Origin of the sequence: Kitasatospora sp. SC0581 (genome assembly GCF_048159585.1) — a bacterium.
GTDB lineage: Bacteria > Actinomycetota > Actinomycetes > Streptomycetales > Streptomycetaceae > Kitasatospora.
In genome coordinates, this window is the sequence record NZ_JBLRWA010000003.1 from 490,672 (window position 1) to 513,096 (window position 22,425).

A 22,425-nucleotide genomic window follows, 5' to 3' on the forward strand; every position below is an offset into this window, starting at 1 on the left:
CCGGACCCGAGCGGCGGATTCGCCCCCGGACCGATGAGTCGGCGGCGCCGCGACGGTCCAACCCGCATGAGGACCACACCGTACGACGCCGTACTGACCTGTGACCTGGGCGCGCTGACCGCCCCCGACCTCGCCCTCGTCGACGCCCTCGCCCGGCTCCGGCTGGCCGCCGCCCGGCACCGGGTGGGCGTGGTGCTGCTGAACGCGAGCGGCCCGCTGCGGGAGCTGCTCGTGTTCAGCGGGCTCGCGGCGCTGTTCCCGGGGCCGGACGGTCCACTGGCCGACGACCCGCTGAACGGCACCCCGCTGGACGACGACCCGATGGCCGACGACCCGCTGGGCGACGACCCGCTGGACGACGCGGCCCTGGTGGAGCTACTCGGCCGCCAGCCGGGGCGGGAGGCCGAAGAGCGGGAAGAGCGCCTCGGTGTCCAGGAAGTTGGTGACCCCGGTGATCCGGCCCCCTGACACCTCCAGCGTGATCAGCGACCACGGTTCGTACCCGCCCGCCGGGCTCGGCCGGTACTGGCCGAAGGCCCGGGCGCCGTTGGCCGTCACCGGGAGCAGCCGGGAACCGCGGCAGCCGTGCCCGGGGCCCAGCATCCAGTCGCGGATCTCCTCCTGCCCGCGCAGCCACATCGAGAACGGCGGCATGTTGAGCGTGACGTCCTCGTGCAGCAGCGCGGCGAGGCCGTCCATGTCGTACGCCTCGAAGGCGCGGACGTAGCGGTCCAGCAGCGCGCGGTGGTCCTCGTCCAGCGCGGGGGCCGGCCGGACCGCCGGGGCGTCGGTGGCGAGCACCGCCCGGGCGCGCTGGAGCGCGCTGTTGACCGAGGCCACCGTGACGCCGAGCAGTTCGGCCACCTCGGCGGCCTTCCAGCCGAGCACCTCGCGCAGGATCAGCACCGCCCGCTGCCGGGGCGCGAGCCGCTGGAGCACGGCGACGAAGGCCAGCTTCACCGACTCCCGCTGGGCGGCCACCTCGGCCGGATCCCCCGTCTCGGGCAGCACCCGGCCGTCCGGCGCCGGGCCGATCCACGTCACCTCGGGCAGCTGGGTGCCGTGCGCGGCGGCCACCGTGACCGGGCCGGCCAGGTCCATCGGCCGGGCCCGGCCGTTGCGGCCGTTCAGCGCGTCCAGGCAGACGTTGGTGGCTATTCGGTACAGCCAGGAGCGCAGCGCGGCCCGCCCTTCGAAGCCCCGGTGCCCGCGCCAGGCGCGGACCATGGTCTCCTGCACCGCGTCCTCGGCCTCGAAGACCGAGCCGAGCATGCGGTAGCAGTAGCCGGTCAGCTCGGTGCGGTACCGCTCCAGTTGGAGCTCGACCGGCTCCTCCGTCATCACGTCGGCCATCGTGCGCCCGCCCCCGTCGTCCTGCCGTGTGCCCTGGTGAACGCGACGAACGTAGCGCACCCCACTGACAGCGGCGCTCGCGACCGGGTTCGGCCGCTCCGGTCGCCCGGGAGCGGCGGGGCTCAGTGCTGCCCGTACGCCTGGCCGGAGCCGAAACCGGTGGTCACCAGCTTCCACAGGGTGGGGAACTCCTCGCCGGTGATGCCGGTCGGGTTGAGCCCGATGACCACGCTGCGGGAGAAGTCGCGGGTGGCGAAGACGCCGGTGGTGTAGCCGGGCCGGGAGCCGTTCTTGCCCCAGACCTCGGTGCCGTTCGGCAGGACGGTGCGCAGCAGGCCGGCCGTGCTGTAGCAGGCGTGCCCGGCGGTCGGGCCGATCTCGCAGTTCTTGTTGTGGTCGTTCGGCAGGTCCGGGACGGCGAACGCCTCGGCCTGCTGGGCGGGCCGCAGCAGCCGGCCGCGGTAGAGCGCCTCGAAGAACCGCTCCAGGTCGGCGGCGGAGGAGATCATGCCGCCCTCGGCCCACGGGTACGGGCTCTGCTCGGTGACGTCCACCCGGGCGGTGCTGCCGTCGGCGTTCCGGACGTCCACGTAGCCGGTGGCGTGCGGACCGCGGATGGTCAGGTCGTCGGCGGCCGGGACGTAGGTGGCGTGCAGGCCGAGCGGGCCGGTGATGCGCCGCCGCACCTGGTCGGCGTAGTCGTCGCCGGTGACCTTCTCGATCACCAGCGCGGCGACGAAGTAGTTGTTGCCGTTGTACTGCTGGGCGGCGCCGGGCTCGAAGCTCCTCGGCTGGGTGAGCATGTCCGCCACCACCTGCTGCGGGCTGTAGGAGACCGCCTTGTGCGCGGCGAACCACGCCGTGCTGCCGTCCCCGGAGGTCATCCCGCCGCCCCCGGGCAGGCCGCTGGTGTGGTTGAGCAACTGCCGTACGGCGACCGGCGGGTAGCCGGCCGGCAGCAGTCCGGGCAGGTACTGCTGGACGGTGCCGTCCAGGTCCACCCTGCCCTCGCCGGCGAGCTGGAGCAGCACCGTCGCGGTGAACACCTTGGTGACGCTGCCGATCCGGAACCGGGCGTTCGCCGGCACGTCCTCCCCCGAGGTGCCGCGCCACCGGGCGTCCTGGCCGCCGACCCGGACCAGCGCGCCGGTGACGCCGGCGGGCAGCGAGTGGAGGGTCTCGGCGAGCGACTCCCGGTCCAGCGGACCGGGTCGGGCCGTGGCGGAGGCGGTGGTGTCGACGGCACTCGAAGAGGTGGCCGGGGAGGTAGTCGGGGAGGCGGCCGCGGCCAGGGCCGGGGTCGCGGCGCCGATCGTGGCGACGCCGACGGTGGCGGCGGCGAGCAGCGCGCCGGTCGCCACGAGGACGGACCAACGACCGGTACGGGCAGGGCTGTTCATGGGGGGTCTCTCCAACGGCGGCTCGCCCGGCGGGTATCGGGCCGCCCTGGTCGGCGGCCCGCCCGGCCGACGGCGGCTCGGGCACTCGGACAGGAGAGAGTCTTCGGGACGGCCTCGGGCCGCGACATCCGGGAACGGCCCCGAACCTTCCCCGAGCGCACCCCTGACCACGCGTCAGGGGTCAAGGGATCGCGCATCGGGGACATGCGCAGGGGGATCACGCGGCGGGGGCGGGCGGCCGCGATCCGGCCACCCGCCCCCGCACGCGTCGCGACTCAGTGGGCGGAGTGCTTCTCCGCGCCACGGTGCCGGTGCCCCTTGAGCTCGGCGTGCATCGCCGGGGCCGCGTGCGCCGTCGCGCCTGCCGCGTCCCGGCCGCCGTGCCGGAAGGCCTCGCCGACGCCGTACCCGGCGGCGGCGTAGGACATCGAGCCGGCGCTCGGCTCCGGCGCGAGCCGGGTGGGCGGGCTCGCCATGCCCCGGCGCTCCAGCAGGTCCTGGGTGCCCTGGCGGAGCTTGGCGGTGCTGCCGGGCGTTCGCTTGGTCATCGTCGGCCTCCCTTCGTCGGCCTCCGGACCGGACGGATGCCGGCCGGAGGGGCCGCACGGGCGTTATGTCCGGATTTTATCCGGCTTGCGGGCCCGTGCCACCGCGGAGAAGCCGACCTGCCGCTACGGGGGCAGGGGTGGGCACCGTACGCGCGGGGGCAGGCGGAGGCGCCGTACGGGGCCGGCCGCCTCAGCCCATGACCTCGTGGACGAAGCACCAGCGCCAGTCCTCCCCCGGCTCGTACGAGCGGATCACCGGGTGGGAGGAGTTGTGGAAGTGCGCGGTCGCGTGCCGCTGCGGCGAGAAGTCGCAGCAGCCGATGTGACCGCAGTCCAGGCAGATCCGCAGGTGCACCCAGTCCCGGCGGCCCTGCGCCAGGCAGTCGGCGCAACCGTCGGCGGGCGGCCGGGGCTCGATGTCCTGAGGAGCCAGAGCGAGGTCTTCGCAGGCGCTCATGACTGAAAGGCTATGCCGCCCCGGCGCGGATCGCCCGCTCAGGGCGCTTCCGCCCCCTCGGCGGCCGCCCCGTCCGCTCCCGCACCCTCGGTCACCGCTCCCGCGCCCCCGGTCGCCGCTCCCGGAGCCGTCCAACTCGCCAGCAGGGCCAGCTTCTGGGCGGTGGGCGAGTCCGCCGGGGCGGTGTAGACGACCAGCAGCTGCTCCGGCGAGCCGTTGACGCCCAGGGTCTCGTAGCCGAAGTCGAGTCCGCCGACCAGCGGGTGGTTCACCTGCTTGACCCCGTGGGTCTTCTCCCGCACCAGGTGGTCCGCCCAGAGCCGGACGAACTCCGCGCTGCGCAGCGACAGTTCGCCCACCAGGGCGGCCAGCTCCGGGTCCTCCGGGTGCAGTCCGGCGTCCCGGCGCAGAAAGGCGACGGTCTCGGCGGCGACCGCGTCCCACTGCCCGTAGTACTCCCGGGCGGACGGGTCGAGGAAGGCGTGCCGGGCCTGGTTGGGCAGGCCGTCCGGGCCGGCGTCGGAACGCGTGGAGAAACCGTTCACCGCGTCGCCCAGCGCGTTCCACGCCAGCACGTCCATCCGGCGGCCCAGCACGAAGGCCGGCACCCCGGTCATCAGGTCCAGCAACAGCCGCGTCCCCGGCCGGACCCGCTGCCGCCCCCGCCCCCGCACCCGGGCGGCGAAGGCGGCCGGCGCCTTGGGCGGACGGACCAGCGAGCGCAGGTGCGCGGCCTCCACCCCGTCCAGCCGCAGCACCCGGGCCACCGCGTCCAGCACGGCGTCCGAGGCGCTGCCGCCCCGACCCTGCTCCAGCCGGACGTAGTAGTCGACGCTGACGCCCGCGAGCTGCGCCACCTCCTCCCGGCGCAGGCCCCGCACCCGGCGGCGGCCGTGCGACGGCAGGCCCACCTCCTCCGGCAGGATGCGAGCCCGGCGCGAGCGGAGGAAGTCCCCCAGGGTGTTCTCCATGCCGGGCAGGTTAGCCGCGGAGGGGCGTCCCGAGGGTGGCACCGGTTTTCCCAGGCTCCCCGGTCCCGGGATGGCCCGTCCCGGGTAGGCCCGTCCCAGGACGGCGGTGCCCGGGAGGAACGCACCCCTGGGTAGCCGGTCGCGGCCCGCGCAGAGTGATCGGCGTCAGCCCGGCCGAACCCTCTGGAGCCCCCGATGAGCCACCCGTCCCTCGCCGCCCGCACCGCCGTCGTCACCGGGGCCGCCAGCGGCATGGGCGCCGCCACCGCCCGGCTGCTCGCCGCCTCCGGCGCCCGGGTCGCCCTGCTCGCCCGCCGCACCGAGCGGCTGGACTCCCTCGCCGAGGAGATCGCCGCCGCGGGCGGGCAGGCCCTCGCCGTCACCGCCGACGTCACCGGCCAGGCCTCGGTGGACGCCGCCGCGAAGGCCGTCCACGACGCCTACGGCCCGGTCGACCTGGTGGTCAACAACGCCGGGGTGATGCTGCCCAACCCGCTCGCCGACGGCCGGATCGACGAGTGGACCCGCATGGTGGACACCAACCTCACCGGCGCGCTGCGGATCGTCCGCGCCTTCGGCTCCGACCTCACCGCGGCCGCCGCCGAGGGCCGCACCGCCGACCTGGTCAACGTCTCCTCGATCGCCTCGCACGTGGTCTTCCCCGACTACGCGGTGTACGGGGCCACCAAGGCCGCGCTCACCCAGCTGTCCGCCGCCCTGCGCAGCGAGTTCGGCCCGCGCGACGTCCGGGTCAGCGCGATCGAGCCCGGACTGACCGACACCGAACTCGCCGGGCACATCGACAACCCGGTGCTGCGCGAACAGCTCGGCGGCATGTTCGACGCCATCCCGGCACTCGCGGCCGAGGACGTCGCCGACCTCATCGCGTACACCGTCAGCCGCCCCCGGCACGTCAACCTGCGCCACCTGGTCGTCCTGCCGACCCGCCAGGCCTAAGGCCCCGTCGTAGCGGCACTGCGCAATCCCCACTCCTCGCCCACGGGTGGCATGGGAGCATGCCATCCGTGGCGATCGTGACGGGGAGAACGGACGGCGACACCGGCGGGGGCGACCCGGGCGGTGCGCCCGCGCGGCGGAAGCGCGGCAGCGGTGACAGCGCCCGCGACGACGAACGGACCGGGGTACCGGCCGACGGCGGCGACGAACGGACCGGGGTACCGGCCGACGGCGGCACCGGAACGGCCACCGCCCGGATACCCGAGCAGACCGGCCCCGGACCCGGCCGGTTCCGGGCCCGCCCGCTGCCCGCCACCGACCGGGTCCGGCAGCCCGTCGCCCTGATCCGGCTGATCGGCGGCCTGTTCGCCATCGCCCTCACCCTGCTGCTCGCCGACTACGCCCGCGCCACCACCGGCGGCATCGCCGCCGACGTCGCCGAGGCGGCCGCGCTGGTGCCGCGCCCGCTGGCGAGCCTGGCCGGCGGGCTCACCACCGCCGCCGTCCTGCTGCTCCCGGTGGGCCTCGCCGTCCGCCGGCTGCTGGGCCCCGACCGGCGGCGCGCCGTCCAGCAGGTCTCCGACGGACTGCTCGCCGCCGTCCTCGCGTACGGCGCCACCCTCGGCCTGGACCTGTGGGCCGACGACCTCGCCCCGCTCTCGCTGCTCACCGCGCTCACCCACGCGCTGCCCGACGGCGGACTCGGGCACACCGAGCCCGTCTACGGCTACCTCGCGCCGGTCCTCGCCTTCATGACCGCCTCCGGCAGCCGGGAACGCCGCCTGCCCTGGACCGTCCTCGCCCTCTCCGGCCTCGCCGGACTGACCGGCGGGTACGCCACCCCCACCGCGCTCCTGCTCGGGCTGCTGATCGGCTGGACCGGCGCCCACGGCACCCTGTACGCGGTCGGCACCCCCGACCCCTGCCCCCGGCCCGGCGAGGTCCTGCGCGCCCTGCGCGACAGCGGCCTGCGCCCGGTCGAGGCCCAGCCGGCCGGCCCCGACCGCTACCTGGTCCGACAGGCCGACGACCGCCCCGACCTCGACGTCCAGCTCCTCGACCGGCAGGCCGTCACCGCCGCCGCCGTCCAGCGCGCCTGGCGCCGGCTGCGGCTGCGCACCGCCCCCGACCCGCGCGTCCTGCGCTCCCCCCGCACCGGGCTGGAGCACGAGGCCCTGGTCGCGTACGCGGCCCTCGCGGCCGGCGTCCGCACCCGCCGCATCGCCGCCACCGCCGGCATCGGCCAGGACACCGCCCTCATCGCGTACGAGCGGTTGGCCGGGCGCACCCTGGACGAGCTCCCCGACGAGGAGATCACCGACGAGCTGCTCACCGACGCCTGGCGGCAGCTCGCCCTGCTCCAGCGCCGCGAGATCGCCCACCGCGCGCTCGTCCCCTCCTCCCTGCTGATCGACGACTCGGGCGCGGTGCACCTGGTCGACTTCGCCGACGGCGACATCGCCGCCACCGAACTCGTCCTCCACTGCGACCTCGCCCAGCTCCTCACCACCCTCGCCCTGCGCGCCGGCGCCGCCCGCTCCGTCCGCACGGCCACCGCCGTCCTCGGCCCCGACCCCGTCGGCGCCGCGCTCCCCCTGCTCCAGCCCATCGCCCTCACCCACACCACCCGCCGCGCCCTCAAGCAGCACGCGAAGCACACCGGCGCCCGGGCCGCCGAGCCGTCGGGCGGTGCTCCCGGTGTCGACGTTGCGGCCGAGGCCGGCTCCCCCACCGGCGGCAACGGGCCCGTCGCCACCACCGCTTCCCCGGCGCCCCCGGAGGCCACCACCACCGAGCCGGCCCCCGAGCACCACACCCCCGCCCCCAGCGGTCTGCTCGACGAGATCCGCGCCGAGGTCCTGCGCACCCGCCCGCGGGTGGTGGGCCGGCCGGTGCGGCTGGAGCGGCTGCGGCCGCGGACCCTGCTGGTCGTCGTGGGCGGGGTGGTGGCCGGCTGGCTGCTGATCCCGCAGCTGTTCGCGGCGGAGGACAACCCGGTCTCCGCGCTGGCGGACGCCGATCCCTGGTGGCTGCTGCTGGCGCTGGCCGCGGCGGCGGCCAGCCACGTCGCGGCGGCGATGGGCTTCGTGGGCTTCGTCCCGGAGCGGCTGGACTTCCGCAACGCGGTACTGGCGCAGGTGGCCGGGTCGTTCGTGAAGCTGGTGTCGCCCGGCGGCGTCGGCGGGATCGCGCTGAACACCCGCCTGTTGCAGCGGGCCGGGATCCCGACCGCGCAGGCGCTGTCCAGCGTCGGCGTCGGGAACCTGATCGGGCTGGTGCTGCACCTGTTGCAGCTCGGCGCCTTCGTCTACCTCCTGGACTTCGTCCCGGGCAGCTCCGAGCTGGACGCGCTGCCCGCGGTGGTCGGCGGGCTGGCGGGGGCGGCGGCGCTGCTCGCGGTGGTGTCGGCGATCCCGGCGGCCCGGCGGTGGCTGGCGACGCGGCTGCGGCCGCTGACGGCCGAGGTGGTGCCGCGCCTGCTGGACCTGCTGCGCAGCCCGTCCAAACTGGCGGTGGGGGTGACCGGGCAGCTGCTGGTGTCGATCTGCCTGATCACCTGCCTGTACTGCTGTGTCCGGGCGATCGGCCGGGAGCCGTCCTTCGCCGCGGTCGCGGTGGTGTTCCTGGTGGGCAACGCGGTGGGCAGCGCGGCGCCGACCCCGGGCGGGGCCGGTGCGGTGGACGGGATGCTGCTCACGCTGCTCCAGCAGACCACGTCGATGGAGCCGGGCGGCGAGCTGGCCGCGGTGGCGCTGTTCCGCCTGCTGACGCTGATCCTCCCGGTGCTGCCGGGCTGGGCGGCCCTGGCCTGGCTGCAACGGCGCCGGGCCCTGTAGCCGCTCCGGGCCCTCTGCTCCCGCTCCGCTCCCGGGGGCCCCGCTACTCCCGGTACTCCTCCTCGTCGTGCCGGACCGGCTGGGTCTGTTCCACGACGTCCGCGACGTTGGTCGCCGGGTCCGCGCCGACGGCCCGGCGTTCGGCCACCTCGTCGTACGTGTCGCCCTCGGGTGCCTGCTCGTCGGGCTCGACGGTCTCGGCGGTCTCGTCGATCAGGTATTCCTCGTGCTGTTCCTGCGGCATGGCATCCGTCCTCACTGTTCGGAGGCCTTCACGGGCGTTCGGAGGCCTTCACGGGCCCGGCTGGCGTACTCGCAGTATCCGCCGCCCGGCGCCGGGACGCGACGCGCCGACGACGCTCCGGCGTTGCCAGGACTCCGGCGGACCCCCGGCCGACCGGCCTGATTGACCCACGAAACAGCATCGTGAATGACCCAGGGACGGGTGCATTCCGCTCCTAGGGTCGTAGCCATGACGACGAACGAGAGCACCCGGGCCACCGAAGCCACCCGGACCGCCCGGACCACCGAGGCCCTCGCGGGCACCGCCCGCCTCGACTACGCCCGCACCGCCCCCAAGGTGTTCCGCGCGATGATCGCCCTGGACGCCGCCGCCCGCGAGGGCCTCGACCCGGCCCTGGTCGAGCTCGTCCAGATGCGCACCTCCCAGCTGAACGGCTGCGCGTACTGCCTGGACATGCACGCCAAGGACGCCCGCAAGGCCGGCGAGACCGACGAGCGGATCTACCTGCTGCCGGTCTGGCCGGACGCCCCCGCCGGGGTGTACACCGAGCGCGAGCGGGCCGCCCTGGCCCTGGCCGAGGAGGTCGCCCGGATCGACGGCGGCGTCTCGGACGCGGTGTACGCCCGGGCCGCCGCACACTTCGCGGAGGCCGAGCTGGCGCAGCTGATCTCGGTCTGCTTCACCATCAACGCCTGGAACCGCGTCAACGTGGCCACCCGCAAGACCCCCGGCACCGCCTGACCGCGCCCACCGTCCGCGCCGCACGACCGTCCGCACCGCCGTCCGCACCGCCGTTCCCGAGCCGCGTCCCGGGCGACGGCGAGTGCACCGGTGGGAGCACCCGTCCCGGGCGGCGGCCGGAACGCCGTCCGGGCCACCGGGGGTACGATCGGTGCCGTACAAAGGGCTAACCCACACCCACCCGGTGGCCCCGAGGCCCATACGAACGACGGGGAAATCATGTCCGGCTCGCACTACTTCACCGGTGCACCCGAGGTCGCCAGCGACCGCCGGCCGATCACGGTCTCCCTGCCGGACCTCACCCTGGAACTGACCACCGACACCGGGGTGTTCTCCCGCACCCGGCTCGACCCGTGCACCCGGATCCTGCTGGAGCACGCCCCGCAGCCGCGGGTGCGCGGCCCGATCCTGGACATCGGCTGCGGCTACGGTCCGATCGCGCTGACCTGGGCGAGCCGCCGCAAGCGCCTCCCGGTCTGGGCGGTGGACGTCAACGAGCGCGCCCTGGAGCTGGTCCGGCTGAACGCCGAGGCGCTGGGGCTCGGCAACGTCCAGGCCTCCCTGCCCGACGACGTCCCCGAGGACGTCCGCTTCGCCACCATCTACTCCAACCCTCCGATCCGGATCGGCAAGGCCGCGCTGCGCCGCCTGCTCACGCACTGGCTCGACCGGCTGACCCCGGACGGCTCGGCGTTCCTGGTGGTGCAGAAGCACCTGGGCTCGGACTCGCTCCAGAAGTGGCTGAACGAGCAGGGCTACCCGACCAGTCGGGTCACGTCGGTCAACGGGTGCCGGATTCTGGAAGCGCGGCCCCGCCCCGAGGTGGGCGAGGGCTCCGAGAGTGGACGAGGTACGACGACGTGAAGCAGCTGCGCGGGACCGAACTGAAGCGTCTGCACCGCTCGTGGCGGCGCAGCAACGAGTTCCGGCTCGCGATGATCCTGGAGAACCTCCAGTCGCCGTTCAACGTCGGCTCGGTGGTCCGCACCGGCGCGGCGATGGGCGCCGAGAAGCTGTACCTGGTCGGGGACACCCCGTCGGTGCGCTCCTCCGGCGCGCAGAAGGCCGCGATGGGCACCGACAAGTACCTGAAGGTGGAGCACTTCCCGACCATCGCCGAGGCGGTCGCGGCGGCCAAGGCGGACGGCTTCAAGGTCGTCGGCCTGGAGCTGGCGGACGAGGCGGTGCCGATGTTCGCCGCCGAGCTGACCCCGGCGGTGGCCTTCATGCTCGGGCACGAGGACCGCGGGATCACCCCCGAGGCGCTGGCGCTCTGCGACCTGGTCGTGTTCGTGCCGCAGCTGGGCCGGGTCGGCTCGCTGAACGTCTCGGCGGCCGCGACGGTGGCCTGCTACGAGGCGCGCCGGCAGGGCTACGCGATCAGCGGCACCCCGGACGGCGACCTCTCGGGTGACCTCGCGGGCGACCTCGGCGACGACGAGTAGTAGACGGCGCGCAGGAGACGGCGAGAAGGAGACGACGGGCAGGCGGGCGACACCCCCTGGGTGTGCCCCGAAGCCCGAGGGCAGCCCGGACCGTCCGCCGACGGCCCGGGCTCCCGTCTCCGGTCAGCCCTTGACGTTCCGTCGGGCGGCGCCGACCAGGAACACCACCGCGAGCATGGCCGCGGACAGCGCCCCGACCAGCAGCGGCCCCGGACCGCCCGGGCTGCCGTTCACGCGCACGGCCCCCATGAAGTCGACGGCGGCGACGTTGTTGACGAGGACCCACCAGAGCGGCAGGTAGACCACCTGGAAGAGCCGGTGGCTCCGGCTCACCACCCCGAGCGCCATGGCCAGCGAGGGGACGAACAGCGCGCCTCCGAGCCAACTGGCCGTCCCCGCGCCGTCGCCCGCCGCCAGCATGCGTATCAGCGGGGCGGCACCCGTCACCGCGGTGAGCACCAGCCCGGACGCCCATTCGGCGAGCAGCCTGCGCCGGGCCGACGGGTAGGCGCCGAGCAGCACCTCCAGACCGTTCTCGACCTGCTGACTGCCGAGCCGGGACCAGATCAGGACCGGCCACAGCCACGCCAGGGGCAGGAGCAGGCCGGTGACGGCGTCCATCGGCAGCACGAACCCGGCCACCGTCAGCCCGGCGGCGACCAGCCACCACCAGCGGGAGACGCCCTGCACCAGGATCCGGGCCTCCCCCGCCAGCAGCCGCCCGAACGCCCCGGCCCGCCGCGCTTCGGCCTGCGGCAGGGCGGTCCGCTGCGGCTCGGCCCGTAGCCGAGCGCCCGGTACGGTCGGCCAGCGCGCCCCCGCCGTCTCCGTCCCCTCGGCCCCGGACGACTCCCCGGCCACCACCTCCGCGACGGCCCCGGCCACGGCCCCGGCGGCAGCCGCGCCCCCGGTCGCACCGCCGGCGGCACGCGCCGGATCGAACCTGCCGAACCACAGGGCCGGCAGCAGCGCCAGGCAGATCGCCAGCAGCACCAGGGCCAGCCGCCCGAGGACGAACCCGGCGGACGGGTCGAAGCCGTCCCAGAGGAAGGTGCCCAGCGGCTTGTCGACCTTGGTCAGCCCGAGGCTGAACCCGCCGTCGCCGACCGACTCGTGCCGGGCCTCCAGCGCCGCGCCCATCGACCGCGCGACCTGGTGCACGCCGAGGCCGTCCAGCGGCGCGGAGGCCGACTGCCCGCCGAGCGCGAGCACCATGGCCAGCACGAACCAGACGACGTTCCCGAAGCCGCCCCGCAGTGGCGGCACCGTCTCGAACAGCAGCGCCGCCGCCGCGGTGAGCGCCATCAGGGGCAGCGCGAGCAGCAGGAACGGCACCACCAGGGCTATCGGGTCGACCGCGCGGTCCTCGCCGCGGGCGAGCTGCATCAGCAGCGCGGTGACGGCCAGCACGCCGACCATGGAGGCGAGCACCAGCAGGTTGCTCAGGAACTTGGCCAGGAGGTAGCGGGAGTTGCGCAGCGGGGTGGCGGCGAGGACCTGGCCGACCCCGCTCGCCTCGTCCCGCGCGATGCCGCTGCGCACCACGTAGAAGCCGCCGAAGGTGAGCCAGAGCGCACCGGCCAGGGCCGTGACCGCGCCGACGTAGGCGCTGTTGTAGATGCCCCGGTGGCCGCCCACGTCCATGATCGTCCAGTGGCCGCCGGCGTCCGGTACGGCCAGGTAGCCGAGCCCGACCGCGGCGAGCAGCGTCACCGCGTACACCGGTCGGCGCACCCGGTCCCGGAAGTCGCCGACCGCCAGCCTGGCCAACGCCGACCCGAGCCCCGACCCCGACCCCGAAGCCGACCCGACCGCCGGACCCGTCACCGTCACCGTCGCCCTCATCGCCGCACCGCCCGCTGCTCGGTCCGGGCCGAGCCGCCGGGCCGGTGGATGACGCCCAGGTAGGCGTCCTCCAGATCGGGCACGACCCGGACCGCGTCGGGCCGCGGCGGCTCGGCGGCGAGCAGCCGCACCCGCACGCCGTTCCCGGTCCGCACCATCCGGCTGACCACGTGGCGGGCCTGGACCTCCAGGAGGTCCGCCGGTGCGACCACCGCCTCCCAGACCTGCCCGTCGATCTCCCGGAGCAGCTCGTCGGGCGCGCCCCGGCGCAGCAGCCGGCCGTGCGCGACCACGGCGATGTCGGAGGCCACCGACTCGACGTCGGAGACGATGTGGGTCGAGAGCATCACGACCCGCTCCGCCGCGAGTTCGCTGAGCAGGTTGCGGAAGCGCACCCGCTCCTCCGGGTCCAGGCCGGCGGTCGGCTCGTCGACCACGATCACCCTGGGGTCGGCCAGCAGGGCCTGCGCGATGCCGACCCGGCGGAGCATGCCGCCCGAGTAGGTGCCGAGCGGGCGCCTGACCGCCTCGGTCAGGTTGACCAGCTGGATCAGCTCGTCGATCCGGGCCCGGGCGGAACGGGCTCCGATCCCCTTGGCGGCCGCCAGGTAGGACAGGAACTCCCGCGAGGTCAGGTTCGGGTAGACCCCGAAGTCCTGTGGCAGGTATCCGAGTTCCCGGCGCAACCGGTCCGGCTCGGCCACCACGTCGGCGCCCTGGTACCGGACCTGCCCGCCCGTGGGCCGGGTGACCGTCGCCACGATGCGCATCAGCGACGACTTCCCGGCGCCGTTCGGCCCCAACAGCCCGACCATTCCCGGCCCGAGGCGCATCGTGACGCCGTCGACGGCCCGCTTGCCGCCCTTGTAGACCTTGGTGACATCAACCAGTTCGAGCATGTTCCCCGTCCCTCCGCCAGGAGTCATCGCCTTCACCCCTTGAGCTCCGTCTCGCGCCCGTCCCGCAGGACCGCCACGCCCTTGGGCACCTCGACCCGGTACTTCGTGTCGCAGTTGGCGATCCCCGAGCACCCCGCCCGGAGGTCGAGGACCCCGTCCTTCAGCTCCCAGGAGGCCTTGGCGCTGCCGACCTTGCCGCTGGTCTCGAACCAGCGGGTGACCTTGACGTCCTTCCGGTCGACCGCGACGAGGTCGGCGGGGGCGCCGTGCGACACGACGTTCAGCCTCTGGGCGGCGAACTCGAAGGTCCTGTCCTCGGGCGCGGCGTCCATCGCGTCGGCGCAGCCGGCGAGCGACAGCAGCGCGGCCACCACGAGAACGACCGGCCCGTATCCGGTTCTCGTACGTCGGTCCACGTCGTCCTCCTTGCGGTCGGGGTCGGATGCGCCGCTCCGGGCGCGTTTCCTGGGGCACGTGAGCACGCTCGTAAGCCTGGCCGGTCCGCGGGCTTCTGCCATCTGCCGTTCGGCAGATATCCCGTATGACCAAAGGGGGAGTTTCTCCCACCGACAAGGCCTCCCCGCAGTCGTCAGAATGGCCTCACGGGCCGGCGCGACCGGGCCGCACAACGGCACCACCGGGAGGGGATCGCGTCCGTGAACAGCACGATGCACAACGGGGAGGGCCCGGCGCCGAGCGAGGAGGGCACCACACCGAACAGGGCCACGGGCTTCTCGGTGTCCACCGGACTCACCGCCCTCCGGCGGTCCCTGACCCTCAGTCGGCTCTCCGCCCTCGCCCTCGTCCACTCCCTCGGCGTCACGTGCGCGATCTCCCTCGTCGGGCCGGGCCTCGGCCTGGTCCCCCGCGCCATGGCCGGGGTGCGCGACCTGGCCGACCGTCAGCGCGCCCTGGCCGCCGAGTGGTCCGACGTCCGGTTCCCCGGACCGCCCGGCCCGCTGCCGCCGGTGCCCGAGTGGGCCTCCGGCATCCTCGCCCGCTACCGCTGGATCACCCGCGACCCGCAGACCCGTCGGGAGTTCTGCTGGGTCTTCGCCGAGCCGTTCGTCGGCAGCCTGCTCGCCTTCCTGCCGGTCGCCGTCCTGCTCAACGGCCTCTGGGGCGTCTTCCTGGCCTTCTTCGGCGTCCAGCTGTCCACCGAGTGGGACGGCCTCTGGTACCAGTTCATCCCGATCGAGGGCACCGCCACCGCCGTCCTCGCCGGCGTCCTCGGACTGCTCCAATTCCCGCTCGCGCTCTGGCTCGCGCCCCGCACGGTCCGCCGGCACGCCCGCCACATCCGCTCGATGCTCGCCCCGGGCGAGCAGGAGCTGCTGGCCGGCCGGATCGCCCACCTGACCGCCACCCGCAGCACCGCCGTCGACACCCGGATGGCCGAGATCCGCCGGATCGAGCGCGACCTGCACGACGGCGCCCAGGCCCGACTGGTCGCGATGGGCATGACCCTGGACGCCGCCGAACACCTCCTGGAGACCGACCCGAAGGCCGTCCGCGCCCTGCTGGTCGAGGCCCGCCAGTCCTCCGCGAAGGCCCTGGAGGAGCTCCGCGACCTGGTCCGCGGCATCCACCCGCCGGTCCTCGCCGACCGCGGACTCACCGACGCGGTACGGGCGTTGGCCATGGTCTGCCCGGTCCCCACCGAGGTCTCGGCGGACCTCCCCGGACGCCCCGAGATGCCCGTCGAGTCCGCCGCCTACTTCGCCGTCTCGGAGCTCCTCACCAACGTCGTCAAGCACTCCGACGCCGGCCGCGCCGGAATCGAACTCCGCTACGATCGCGGCGTACTGCGCATCACCGTCTCCGACAACGGGCGGGGCGGCGCGGACGCCCGCCGCGGCACCGGCCTGCGCGGCGTCGAACGGCGGCTCGCCACCTTCGACGGGGTCGTCGCCGTCAGCAGTCCCCCCGACGGTCCGACCACGGTGACCCTGGAGCTTCCGTGCGCATTGTCCTCGCCGAAGACCACTTCCTCCTCCGGGACGGCCTGATCCGCCTCCTCCAGGCCCACGGCCACGAGGTGGCGGCCGCCGTGGACAACGGCCCCGACCTCCTCCGGGCCCTCACCGAGCAGCGGCCGGACGTCTCGATCGTCGACGTCCGGCTGCCGCCGACCTTCACCGACGAGGGCCTGCGCGCCGCCCTCACCGCCCGCCGCGCCACCCCCGACCTCCCCGTCCTGCTCCTCTCCCAGTACGTCGAACCCCTCTACGCCCGCGAACTCCTCGCCACCGGCGGCCACGCCGTCGGCTACCTGCTCAAGGACCGCGTCACCAACGGCACCCAGTTCCTCGACGCCATCCACCGCGTCGCCGCCGGCGGCACCGCCATGGACCCCCAGGTCGTCACCCAACTCCTGGTCCGCAAGGACCGCGACACCGCCCTCGTCACCCTCACCCCCCGCGAACGCGAAGTCCTCGAATCCCTCGCCCAGGGCCGCTCCAACACCGGCATCGCCCAATCCCTCTTCATCACCGAGAAGGCCGTCGCCAAGCACATCACCAACATCTTCACCAAGCTCGGCCTCCACCCCACCGACACCGCCAACCGCCGCATCCTGGCCGTCCTCACCTACCTCGACCAGTAACCCCGCCCGGCAGTCGAAGCCATCCGTAGAAGAATCCGGCCCCAGGTGTTGTCTGTTTCCAATTCTCGTTGACAACAGACAACACCTGCCGTCTGCATCCCCTCGTATGGGATGCTGCCTTCACTCTCGACGGACCACCCTGCAGAGGCACTCGGAGCCATGGAAGAGACCAGTAGTGATTTCGGCAGCGAGCTCCGCCGGCGACGTGGCGAGCGGGGATTCAGCCTGGCCCAACTGTCCCGCCGAGTCGCGTACAGCAGGGGCCACATCAGCAGAGTGGAAACGAACGGAAAAAGGGCCTCTCGGAAGTTCGCCGAAGCCTGCGATATGGCGCTGGAAGCACGCGGCGAACTAGTGGCCCTCTTCAGCGATGAAGAATCCAGGGAAACGGGGCTCAGCACCATGGACACTCTTTTCGGACTTCCCGATGCGCCCACCCATTTCGTCGGACGCTCGGAGGAACTGGCCCGCATCGCCGACCATCTCGCCGGCGAATCCCGCGCCACCGTGTGTGTGCTCAGCGGCCTGGCGGGCGTGGGCAAGACCGCGCTGGCCCTCCAAGGGGCTTGGGACAGCGCCGAGTCCTTCCCCGACGGCTGCTTCTTCTTCGACTTCGGGAACGAGTCACCCGGCAGCCCGCGAGAGGTACTCGACTCCTTGCTCAGGCTGCTCGGCGTGCCTGCGGAGGACCTGCCGTCCCGGCCGGACGCGCTGGCCAACCTCTGGCGCAGCACCCTTCGCGGCAGGCGTGTGCTGCTCGTCCTCGACAACGTCCGTCACGCCTCGGACATCGCGCCGCTGTTGACGGCCGAGCCCGGGTGCAGGTTCCTGGTGACCAGCCAGAAGCGGCTGAGTGCCCTCGACGATGCGGTGCACCTTCCCGTCGGCGTGCCGGGCCCGCAAGACGCCGACGCCCTGTTCCGCGCAGTCGGCGGGGAACGAGCGGCGCGTGCGGCGGACGAGAAGGTCCGCTCGGTCGTCGAGCACTGTGGCCGGCTTCCTCTGGCGGTACGGATCACCGCCGCCCGCATCTGCAGCGGTTCGATCCGAACCGTGGCGGAACTCGAGGAACTGTTGTCGCACGAAGCCCACCGCCTCGAGTTGCTCGATGACGGGGATCGCAGCATCGCCTCCGCACTGGCGATCTCCTGCAACGGGCTGACCGCGGAAATGCGCAGGCTGCTCGCACTATTGGCCTTGCACCCCGGGGTGAGCGTCGAACCCCGCGCAGTTGCGGCCCTGGCAAACATCGTCCTGCCGCGCGCCAGAATGCTGGTTGACCGCCTCGCGGACATGCACCTCGTGGAGCACGATGCGTCCGGCCGGATCATGATGCACGGTCTGGTTCGCCAGTTCGCCCGTCAGCTGCTCCTTCCGGAGGTCACGATCAGGGAGCAGCACAGCGCCGTCCGACGCCTGCTCGAATCCTGCCTCGACCTCGCCGTGGCGGCGGACACCGTCATCACGCCCCAACGGTACCGACCGCCCGTCATCCTCGACGACTTTCCACCGAGGCCGGCTCCGTTCGATGACCGCACAGCAGGGATCGCGTGGTTCGAATCCGAGTGGCGTTCCCTCGTGGCGCTGTGCCGCGAGGCCGCCGCACTCAAACTGCATTCCCTGTGCTGGCAGTTGGCGTTCGCGCTGCGGGACTACTTCTTCCTGACGAAACTCTGGGGCCCCTGGATCGAAACCCATGTGATCGCGGCCGAAGCCGCACGCGTGGCAGGCGCCCGCGCCTGGCAGGCCATCAGCCTGGGAAACCTCGGCATCGCCCACTCAGACCGAGGGGACCTGACCATGGCGGTCGACTGCTTCCAGCGGTCCCTGTCCTTGTACCAACAGCTCGGCGACGAACACGGGGTGGTCAACACCATCTCCAACCTCGCCTGGACCGAACTCTACCTGGGCGATTACGGCAGGTCCCTGGATGGTCTGCGCACGGCGTTGGACCACTACCGGCGACTCGGGAACAGGCGCAACTCCGCCATCACACTCCGGGGGATGGCGCTGCTGGAAGCCGAGCTGGGTCTCTGCCTCGCAGCCGTGGAACACGCGCAGGAGGCCCGCGCGGAGTTCCACTCCCTGGGGCTCGAACTCGACGTCGTGATGTCGGTCAACTGCGCCGCGTGGGTGCACTTCCGGTCGGGAAACCACCGGGCTGCCGGTGACGTCTACGAGGAGGCCGTCACGCTGGCCGACAACTGCGGGAGCCGGTACGAGAAGGCACGCGCCCTGACCGGCCTCGGCAACATCAGCCACGCTGCCGGACACGGGGAGCGGGCGGCCGAGCTGTGGGCGAGGGCCGACTCCCTGTACGGCGGACTCGAACCGGTCATGCTCGGGGAAGCGCGTGTCCGCCTGGCATCCTGACCTCACGCGTTCCCCTCCTGCGCGGGACCGGGAGTCGACCGTGGCCGAAGTGCTCGCGGGGCTCAAGGCCGTCCGCAGAGGCTTCGGCATCGACGACCCCAGCGCCCTGTCCCGGGCCGGCCACGATCTGCTCCGGGCGGTCGGCGTGGCCGACGACGACGGTCCAGCGGTGCAGCGCTCGGAACTCGCCGCACGCTTGCTGGAGCTCCTCGAGGCCCTGCCGCCAGAGACAGCCTCGATCGGTCGACGGGCGCTTGCCCTGGACGGCTCGGGCACAGAACGCTTCGGACAACGGCTGACGCAGATCGCAGCACAGCTTGACCGTGATCCGCGCACCGCCCGCCGACGCGTGGACGCAGCGCTCGAACGATTGGCGGAGCGGGCCGTGATGACCGCATCAGCGCGTCCGGCCCCGACCGGTGACCAGGTGAACTCAGCGGCTGGGGCGGAGATCTCCCCGTCCCGTGGCCGATGCTCTGCCCCTCGGTCCCGCCGACCCGTTCTCCGCCCGCAGAACGGGTCTCCTGGCGCACGCCGATCCGATTGCCGCCGGACGTCAGTCCCCCGACGGCGACGCCTGATCCCCGGGGTCGAGCCCGTCGATCTCTTCCTGTGCGGCGACCGCGGCTGCCCGGACGACGCGGTGCTGCTCGAGGTCACCCCCGACGCATGCGAGGAGGTGGTCGTGACCAGCTGCGACGACGGCTCCGGGCGAGGTCAGGCCAGCCCGGGCCAGGGCGAGGTAGACCGGCCGCCCGAGCGGAGCTTCCGCCTTCCAGGCAATGGGAACCAGACCGGCGACAATACCGAGTTCGAGCTGAGCGGGAAGAACATCGGCCAAGCCGGCCAGGTCGGCGTCCGGGTGAAGGTGGTAGGCGATGTCGACGACCGTCGCGATCACATCGGCCGTCCGCCGCACCGCGTGCTGAACCGGCCCCGGAAGCAGTTGGCCCGTGGCTCTGCTCCACCTGCGGATCTCGTTCTCGATGTTGGCGATCTTGATCCCCTCGATCCACATCACGCAGGCCAGGCCGCGACGGGCGCGACCGATACCGGCCCCGACGTCGTTCCTGGACATCGTGCCCATGAGCCTGGCGAGGACCGGTTCGGCGACGGTCCGCGCCCCGAGCCGTCCGGCGAGCCGTACGTGCTCCTCGCGCAGCCGCTGGGAGTGCTGGACGAACCGGGGATCGTCCAGCTCGGAAGCGAGCTGGGCCGCGCAGACCAGGGTGGACCCGTTGATCCTGTCGCCCGGTACGGCCTGCAGCGCCGCTGCCACTGCGGTGACGGAATCGACACCGAGTCCGCTGCGCACCGTGATCTTGCCCAGGTCCGTGAGGACGAGTCCGCCTGGCAGTACCGTCGATCCGTTCGACACGCGGGCGAGGAAGCCGTCACTGATGAGCCGGTCCACTGCGCTCCGAACCACTTCCGGGGGAAAGGGACCGGCCGAGCCGGTCGCCCTGCACAGGTGTGCCGCGAAGGTGGCAGCCAGGAACCGTTCGATCTCCGAGCCCGACCCGTTGTGGGCGAGGACCGCGGGTCCGGCGAGGGCCGCGAGGATCACGGCCCGTACGTCTGTGGTGGGTTCCGACAGGGCGGAGCGCACCTCCTCGGGCTCCGCCTGGACGTACCGCTGCCATCGTCGGTCCGCATCGGCCGCCCCTCGGGCCCGGATGACGGCGCGGCCCCGTTTCACCAGCCCGGAGCGGCCGGCCCGTCCCGCCATGTTCTTGTATTCGGCCACCGAGTACGGGCCCCTGCCTTCGGGGTGCTCCAGTTCACAGATGACGACGACGTCCGCGGGCAGGTTGACGCCCTGCGCCAGGGTGGTTGTGGCCACGAGCACCCTCAGCTCGCTACCCGGCCTCCTGAAGGAGCCTTCCAGCAGGCCGCGTTCCTCGAGCGTCAGGTCCGACACGTGAAAGGCGACTCCGCCTTCCAGGCAGCCGCGCAGCAGATCCGTGGCCCGCCCGCCGTCCTCGTCCGACAGCGCTGCGCGGGTGCTCTCGGCGGCGGGAAGGCCCAAGGTGCGGGCGAGGCTCTCCGCCAGTCGGCGGGCTTCGCCGCGAGTGCCTCGGAAGACGATGACCTGCTGCCCCTCCGCGACCAACCTCTCCACCAGGCGCACGACCAACCGCTCCTCCCCGCCGGGCTCGTTGGCGTTCTCGGGTTCCAACAGTTGCTCGGACGCCTCGTGTCCCTGGTGGTCCCGGTACCGGTAGCAGCCGTCCGGCCCCAGGACGCCTTCAAGGAGCGGAACGGAGCGGCGGTCGACCTCCACCAGGTTCGCTCCGAGCCACCGGGCGAGCTGTTCCGGTTGCCCGAGCACGGCGGACAGCCCGACGATCTGGGGTGTCCCGGCGGAGTCGGCTCGCAGCCTCAGCCGGGTGAGCAGCGTCTCCAGCAACGGCCCCCGGTCGGACTGCATGAGGGACTGGATCTCGTCGATGACCAGGACGCCCACGCCCAGCAGGTCCGGACGCCTGGACATCAAGCCGATGAACTTCTCGTAGGTGAGAACTGCGAGATCGAACTTGCGAGTGACCAGGTCCGCCATCTGGTCCCGCAGTTCGCCGGTGGCACGGACCGTGATGAACCCGAGGGGTTCGTAGAGGGACCGGAACCTCTCGTACTGCTCGTACACCAGAGCCCGCGTGGGGAGCAGGAAGACCGCCTTCTTCCCCTCGGCCACCGCGCGCATGGCGGCCAGTTCGCCCACCATGGTCTTTCCCGTCGACGTCGGCGCGCTGACCAAGACGTTCATGCCCTCCAACAGGGCACCGGCGTTGATGGCCTCGAGCTGGACCTTGTTCAGCTTTCTGATACGGCCCTGCCACGCTTCCAGGACCGAGTGCGGGATCTTGTGCTCCGCGAGCGACGAGAGCTCTGCGGTGGCCGGCTGTGGTCGGACGCCGTCGACGGTCGCCAGGTAGTTCGGTCCCCGCTTGAAGATTTCCAGAGAAATGTTCGAGATATTTCCGCCCAGAACCGGATCCTGGGCTCGCTCGGGCTTGGACCGCCCATGGGCTCCGACATTCTTGAAAACGTAGTGGATCAGCTTGATGAGGTAGACCTTGCCGTCGTCGACGGCATCGGAGTGGCCCAGCAGTCCCTGGATGAGGTAGTGGGTGAGCAGACCATGGCGCAGAACCTGTTCCTCGAAGGCCTGCTGGTCCCTGCCGGACGCGGCGATGACAGCCCATCCCGCTTCGCGCAGTCCGTTGAGCCTGTCCGTCACCGACGTGGAGACCTCCCGACTGGTGTATCCGCCTTGCGGAACACGCAGGACCTTGTCCACGGCGTGACCCGAGAAACAGCAATCCAGCACCAGGAGCAGGGTGCCCGCACGGATTCCACGCGTCAGGTCGGCCAGTTCGTCCAACGACAAAGAGGTTTCGGCCATCCGTTCCGGCATGGTGTCGTACGTGGCCAGCGCCCCGCCGGCGATGCCGTGGCCGGAGAAGGCGATCACGACGACGTCCTCGCCCGTGCTCACCTCGGCGAGACGCCGCACTTCTGTCACGAATTTCCCCTTGGTGGCGTCGCCGTCGAGGAGTAGTGTCGAGCTCCCTTCGAGGTTGTCATCGAACAGAGCAGCGAGGACCGTTGCGTCTCGCTTTGCGAAGCGCAGGCGATCGAACTCCGCTTCGTATCGGTCGATACCGACGAAGAGTCCGTAAAACGTCATTCCACTTCCCGGGGTTCTGCGGACCAAGAAATATCCCATGCCTCCGGATGATTACCGGG

Annotated in this window: 19 protein-coding genes; 9 read left to right on the forward strand and 10 right to left on the reverse strand. The window is 72.8% G+C overall.

What is annotated here, in order from left to right:
- The first annotated feature begins 66 nt into the window (after positions 1 to 66).
- Positions 67 to 468, forward strand: coding sequence for a hypothetical protein (locus tag ACLWS4_RS08520; protein WP_416873684.1), 402 nt, complete (start codon positions 67 to 69; stop codon positions 466 to 468).
- Here the strand turns inward: ACLWS4_RS08520 and ACLWS4_RS08525 are convergent.
- The 5 genes from ACLWS4_RS08525 to ACLWS4_RS08545 all read right to left on the reverse strand — a co-directional run bounded on the left by ACLWS4_RS08525 (position 376) and on the right by ACLWS4_RS08545 (position 4,729).
- Positions 376 to 1,353 (reverse strand): sigma-70 family RNA polymerase sigma factor, encoded by a 978-nt coding sequence (locus tag ACLWS4_RS08525; RefSeq protein ID WP_416873685.1) that lies wholly within the window; start codon positions 1,351 to 1,353, stop codon positions 376 to 378. The two genes, ACLWS4_RS08520 and ACLWS4_RS08525, sit on opposite strands and share 93 nt — an antisense overlap.
- A gap of 122 nt (positions 1,354 to 1,475) precedes the next feature.
- Positions 1,476 to 2,753, reverse strand: coding sequence for a serine hydrolase domain-containing protein (locus tag ACLWS4_RS08530; protein WP_416873686.1), 1,278 nt, complete (start codon positions 2,751 to 2,753; stop codon positions 1,476 to 1,478).
- A gap of 275 nt (positions 2,754 to 3,028) precedes the next feature.
- Positions 3,029 to 3,301, reverse strand: coding sequence for a hypothetical protein (locus ACLWS4_RS08535; protein WP_049660170.1), 273 nt, complete (start codon positions 3,299 to 3,301; stop codon positions 3,029 to 3,031).
- Positions 3,302 to 3,491: 190 nt separating this feature from the next.
- A complete protein-coding gene (locus ACLWS4_RS08540; protein ID WP_049660172.1) occupies positions 3,492 to 3,758 on the reverse strand; it encodes a UBP-type zinc finger domain-containing protein in 267 nt (88 codons plus the stop codon).
- A 38-nt stretch (positions 3,759 to 3,796) separates the two neighbouring features.
- Positions 3,797 to 4,729 carry a helix-turn-helix transcriptional regulator gene (locus ACLWS4_RS08545; RefSeq protein WP_416873687.1) on the reverse strand — a complete coding sequence of 311 codons (933 nt, stop codon included), beginning with the start codon at positions 4,727 to 4,729 and terminating at the stop codon, positions 3,797 to 3,799.
- A gap of 195 nt (positions 4,730 to 4,924) precedes the next feature.
- On the opposite strand from ACLWS4_RS08545, the gene ACLWS4_RS08550 reads away from it, so the two are divergent.
- Positions 4,925 to 5,686 (forward strand): SDR family oxidoreductase, encoded by a 762-nt coding sequence (locus ACLWS4_RS08550; protein ID WP_416873688.1) that lies wholly within the window; start codon positions 4,925 to 4,927, stop codon positions 5,684 to 5,686.
- A gap of 68 nt (positions 5,687 to 5,754) precedes the next feature.
- Entirely contained in the window at positions 5,755 to 8,523 is a 2,769-nt protein-coding gene (locus ACLWS4_RS08555; RefSeq protein WP_416873689.1) for a lysylphosphatidylglycerol synthase domain-containing protein, read from the forward strand.
- Between the two features lie 43 nt (positions 8,524 to 8,566).
- Here ACLWS4_RS08555 and ACLWS4_RS08560 read toward each other — a convergent pair whose 3' ends face one another.
- Positions 8,567 to 8,767 carry a hypothetical protein gene (locus ACLWS4_RS08560; protein ID WP_049654408.1) on the reverse strand — a complete coding sequence of 67 codons (201 nt, stop codon included), beginning with the start codon at positions 8,765 to 8,767 and terminating at the stop codon, positions 8,567 to 8,569.
- A 228-nt stretch (positions 8,768 to 8,995) separates the two neighbouring features.
- Here ACLWS4_RS08560 and ACLWS4_RS08565 point away from each other — a divergent pair, with 228 nt between their 5' ends.
- From ACLWS4_RS08565 to ACLWS4_RS08575, 3 genes are all read left to right on the forward strand, one after another.
- Entirely contained in the window at positions 8,996 to 9,508 is a 513-nt protein-coding gene (locus ACLWS4_RS08565) for a carboxymuconolactone decarboxylase family protein (RefSeq protein WP_416873690.1), read from the forward strand.
- 219 nt (positions 9,509 to 9,727) lie between these two features.
- Positions 9,728 to 10,372 carry a class I SAM-dependent methyltransferase gene (locus tag ACLWS4_RS08570; RefSeq protein WP_049654410.1) on the forward strand — a complete coding sequence of 215 codons (645 nt, stop codon included), beginning with the start codon at positions 9,728 to 9,730 and terminating at the stop codon, positions 10,370 to 10,372.
- Positions 10,369 to 10,953, forward strand: a complete 585-nt coding sequence (locus tag ACLWS4_RS08575) for a TrmH family RNA methyltransferase (RefSeq protein ID WP_416873691.1) — start codon at positions 10,369 to 10,371, stop codon at positions 10,951 to 10,953. The genes ACLWS4_RS08570 and ACLWS4_RS08575 overlap by 4 nt, the downstream gene beginning before the upstream one ends.
- 123 nt (positions 10,954 to 11,076) lie before the next feature.
- Here ACLWS4_RS08575 and ACLWS4_RS08580 read toward each other — a convergent pair whose 3' ends face one another.
- The 3 genes from ACLWS4_RS08580 to ACLWS4_RS08590 all read right to left on the reverse strand — a co-directional run bounded on the left by ACLWS4_RS08580 (position 11,077) and on the right by ACLWS4_RS08590 (position 14,113).
- Complete coding sequence (locus ACLWS4_RS08580; protein WP_416873692.1) at positions 11,077 to 12,723, reverse strand: hypothetical protein; 1,647 nt, start codon at positions 12,721 to 12,723, stop codon at positions 11,077 to 11,079.
- Positions 12,724 to 12,794: 71 nt separating this feature from the next.
- Complete coding sequence (locus ACLWS4_RS08585; protein ID WP_117488493.1) at positions 12,795 to 13,697, reverse strand: ABC transporter ATP-binding protein; 903 nt, start codon at positions 13,695 to 13,697, stop codon at positions 12,795 to 12,797.
- Between the two features lie 32 nt (positions 13,698 to 13,729).
- Positions 13,730 to 14,113 (reverse strand): hypothetical protein, encoded by a 384-nt coding sequence (locus ACLWS4_RS08590; protein ID WP_049654416.1) that lies wholly within the window; start codon positions 14,111 to 14,113, stop codon positions 13,730 to 13,732.
- 240 nt (positions 14,114 to 14,353) lie between these two features.
- Between ACLWS4_RS08590 and ACLWS4_RS08595 the strand changes: the two genes are divergently transcribed.
- From ACLWS4_RS08595 to ACLWS4_RS08605, 3 genes are all read left to right on the forward strand, one after another.
- The gene (locus ACLWS4_RS08595) at positions 14,354 to 15,706 is read left to right on the forward strand and encodes a sensor histidine kinase (RefSeq protein ID WP_234348490.1); all 1,353 of its coding nucleotides are present in this window, start codon (positions 14,354 to 14,356) and stop codon (positions 15,704 to 15,706) included.
- Positions 15,658 to 16,302 carry a LuxR C-terminal-related transcriptional regulator gene (locus ACLWS4_RS08600; RefSeq protein WP_416873693.1) on the forward strand — a complete coding sequence of 215 codons (645 nt, stop codon included), beginning with the start codon at positions 15,658 to 15,660 and terminating at the stop codon, positions 16,300 to 16,302. The genes ACLWS4_RS08595 and ACLWS4_RS08600 overlap by 49 nt, the downstream gene beginning before the upstream one ends.
- 159 nt (positions 16,303 to 16,461) lie before the next feature.
- Positions 16,462 to 18,675 (forward strand): tetratricopeptide repeat protein, encoded by a 2,214-nt coding sequence (locus ACLWS4_RS08605; RefSeq protein ID WP_416873694.1) that lies wholly within the window; start codon positions 16,462 to 16,464, stop codon positions 18,673 to 18,675.
- A 556-nt stretch (positions 18,676 to 19,231) separates the two neighbouring features.
- On the opposite strand, the gene ACLWS4_RS08610 is transcribed toward ACLWS4_RS08605, so the two are convergent.
- Positions 19,232 to 22,366, reverse strand: a complete 3,135-nt coding sequence (locus tag ACLWS4_RS08610; protein ID WP_416873695.1) for a DEAD/DEAH box helicase — start codon at positions 22,364 to 22,366, stop codon at positions 19,232 to 19,234.
- Positions 22,367 to 22,425: the final 59 nt, after the last annotated feature.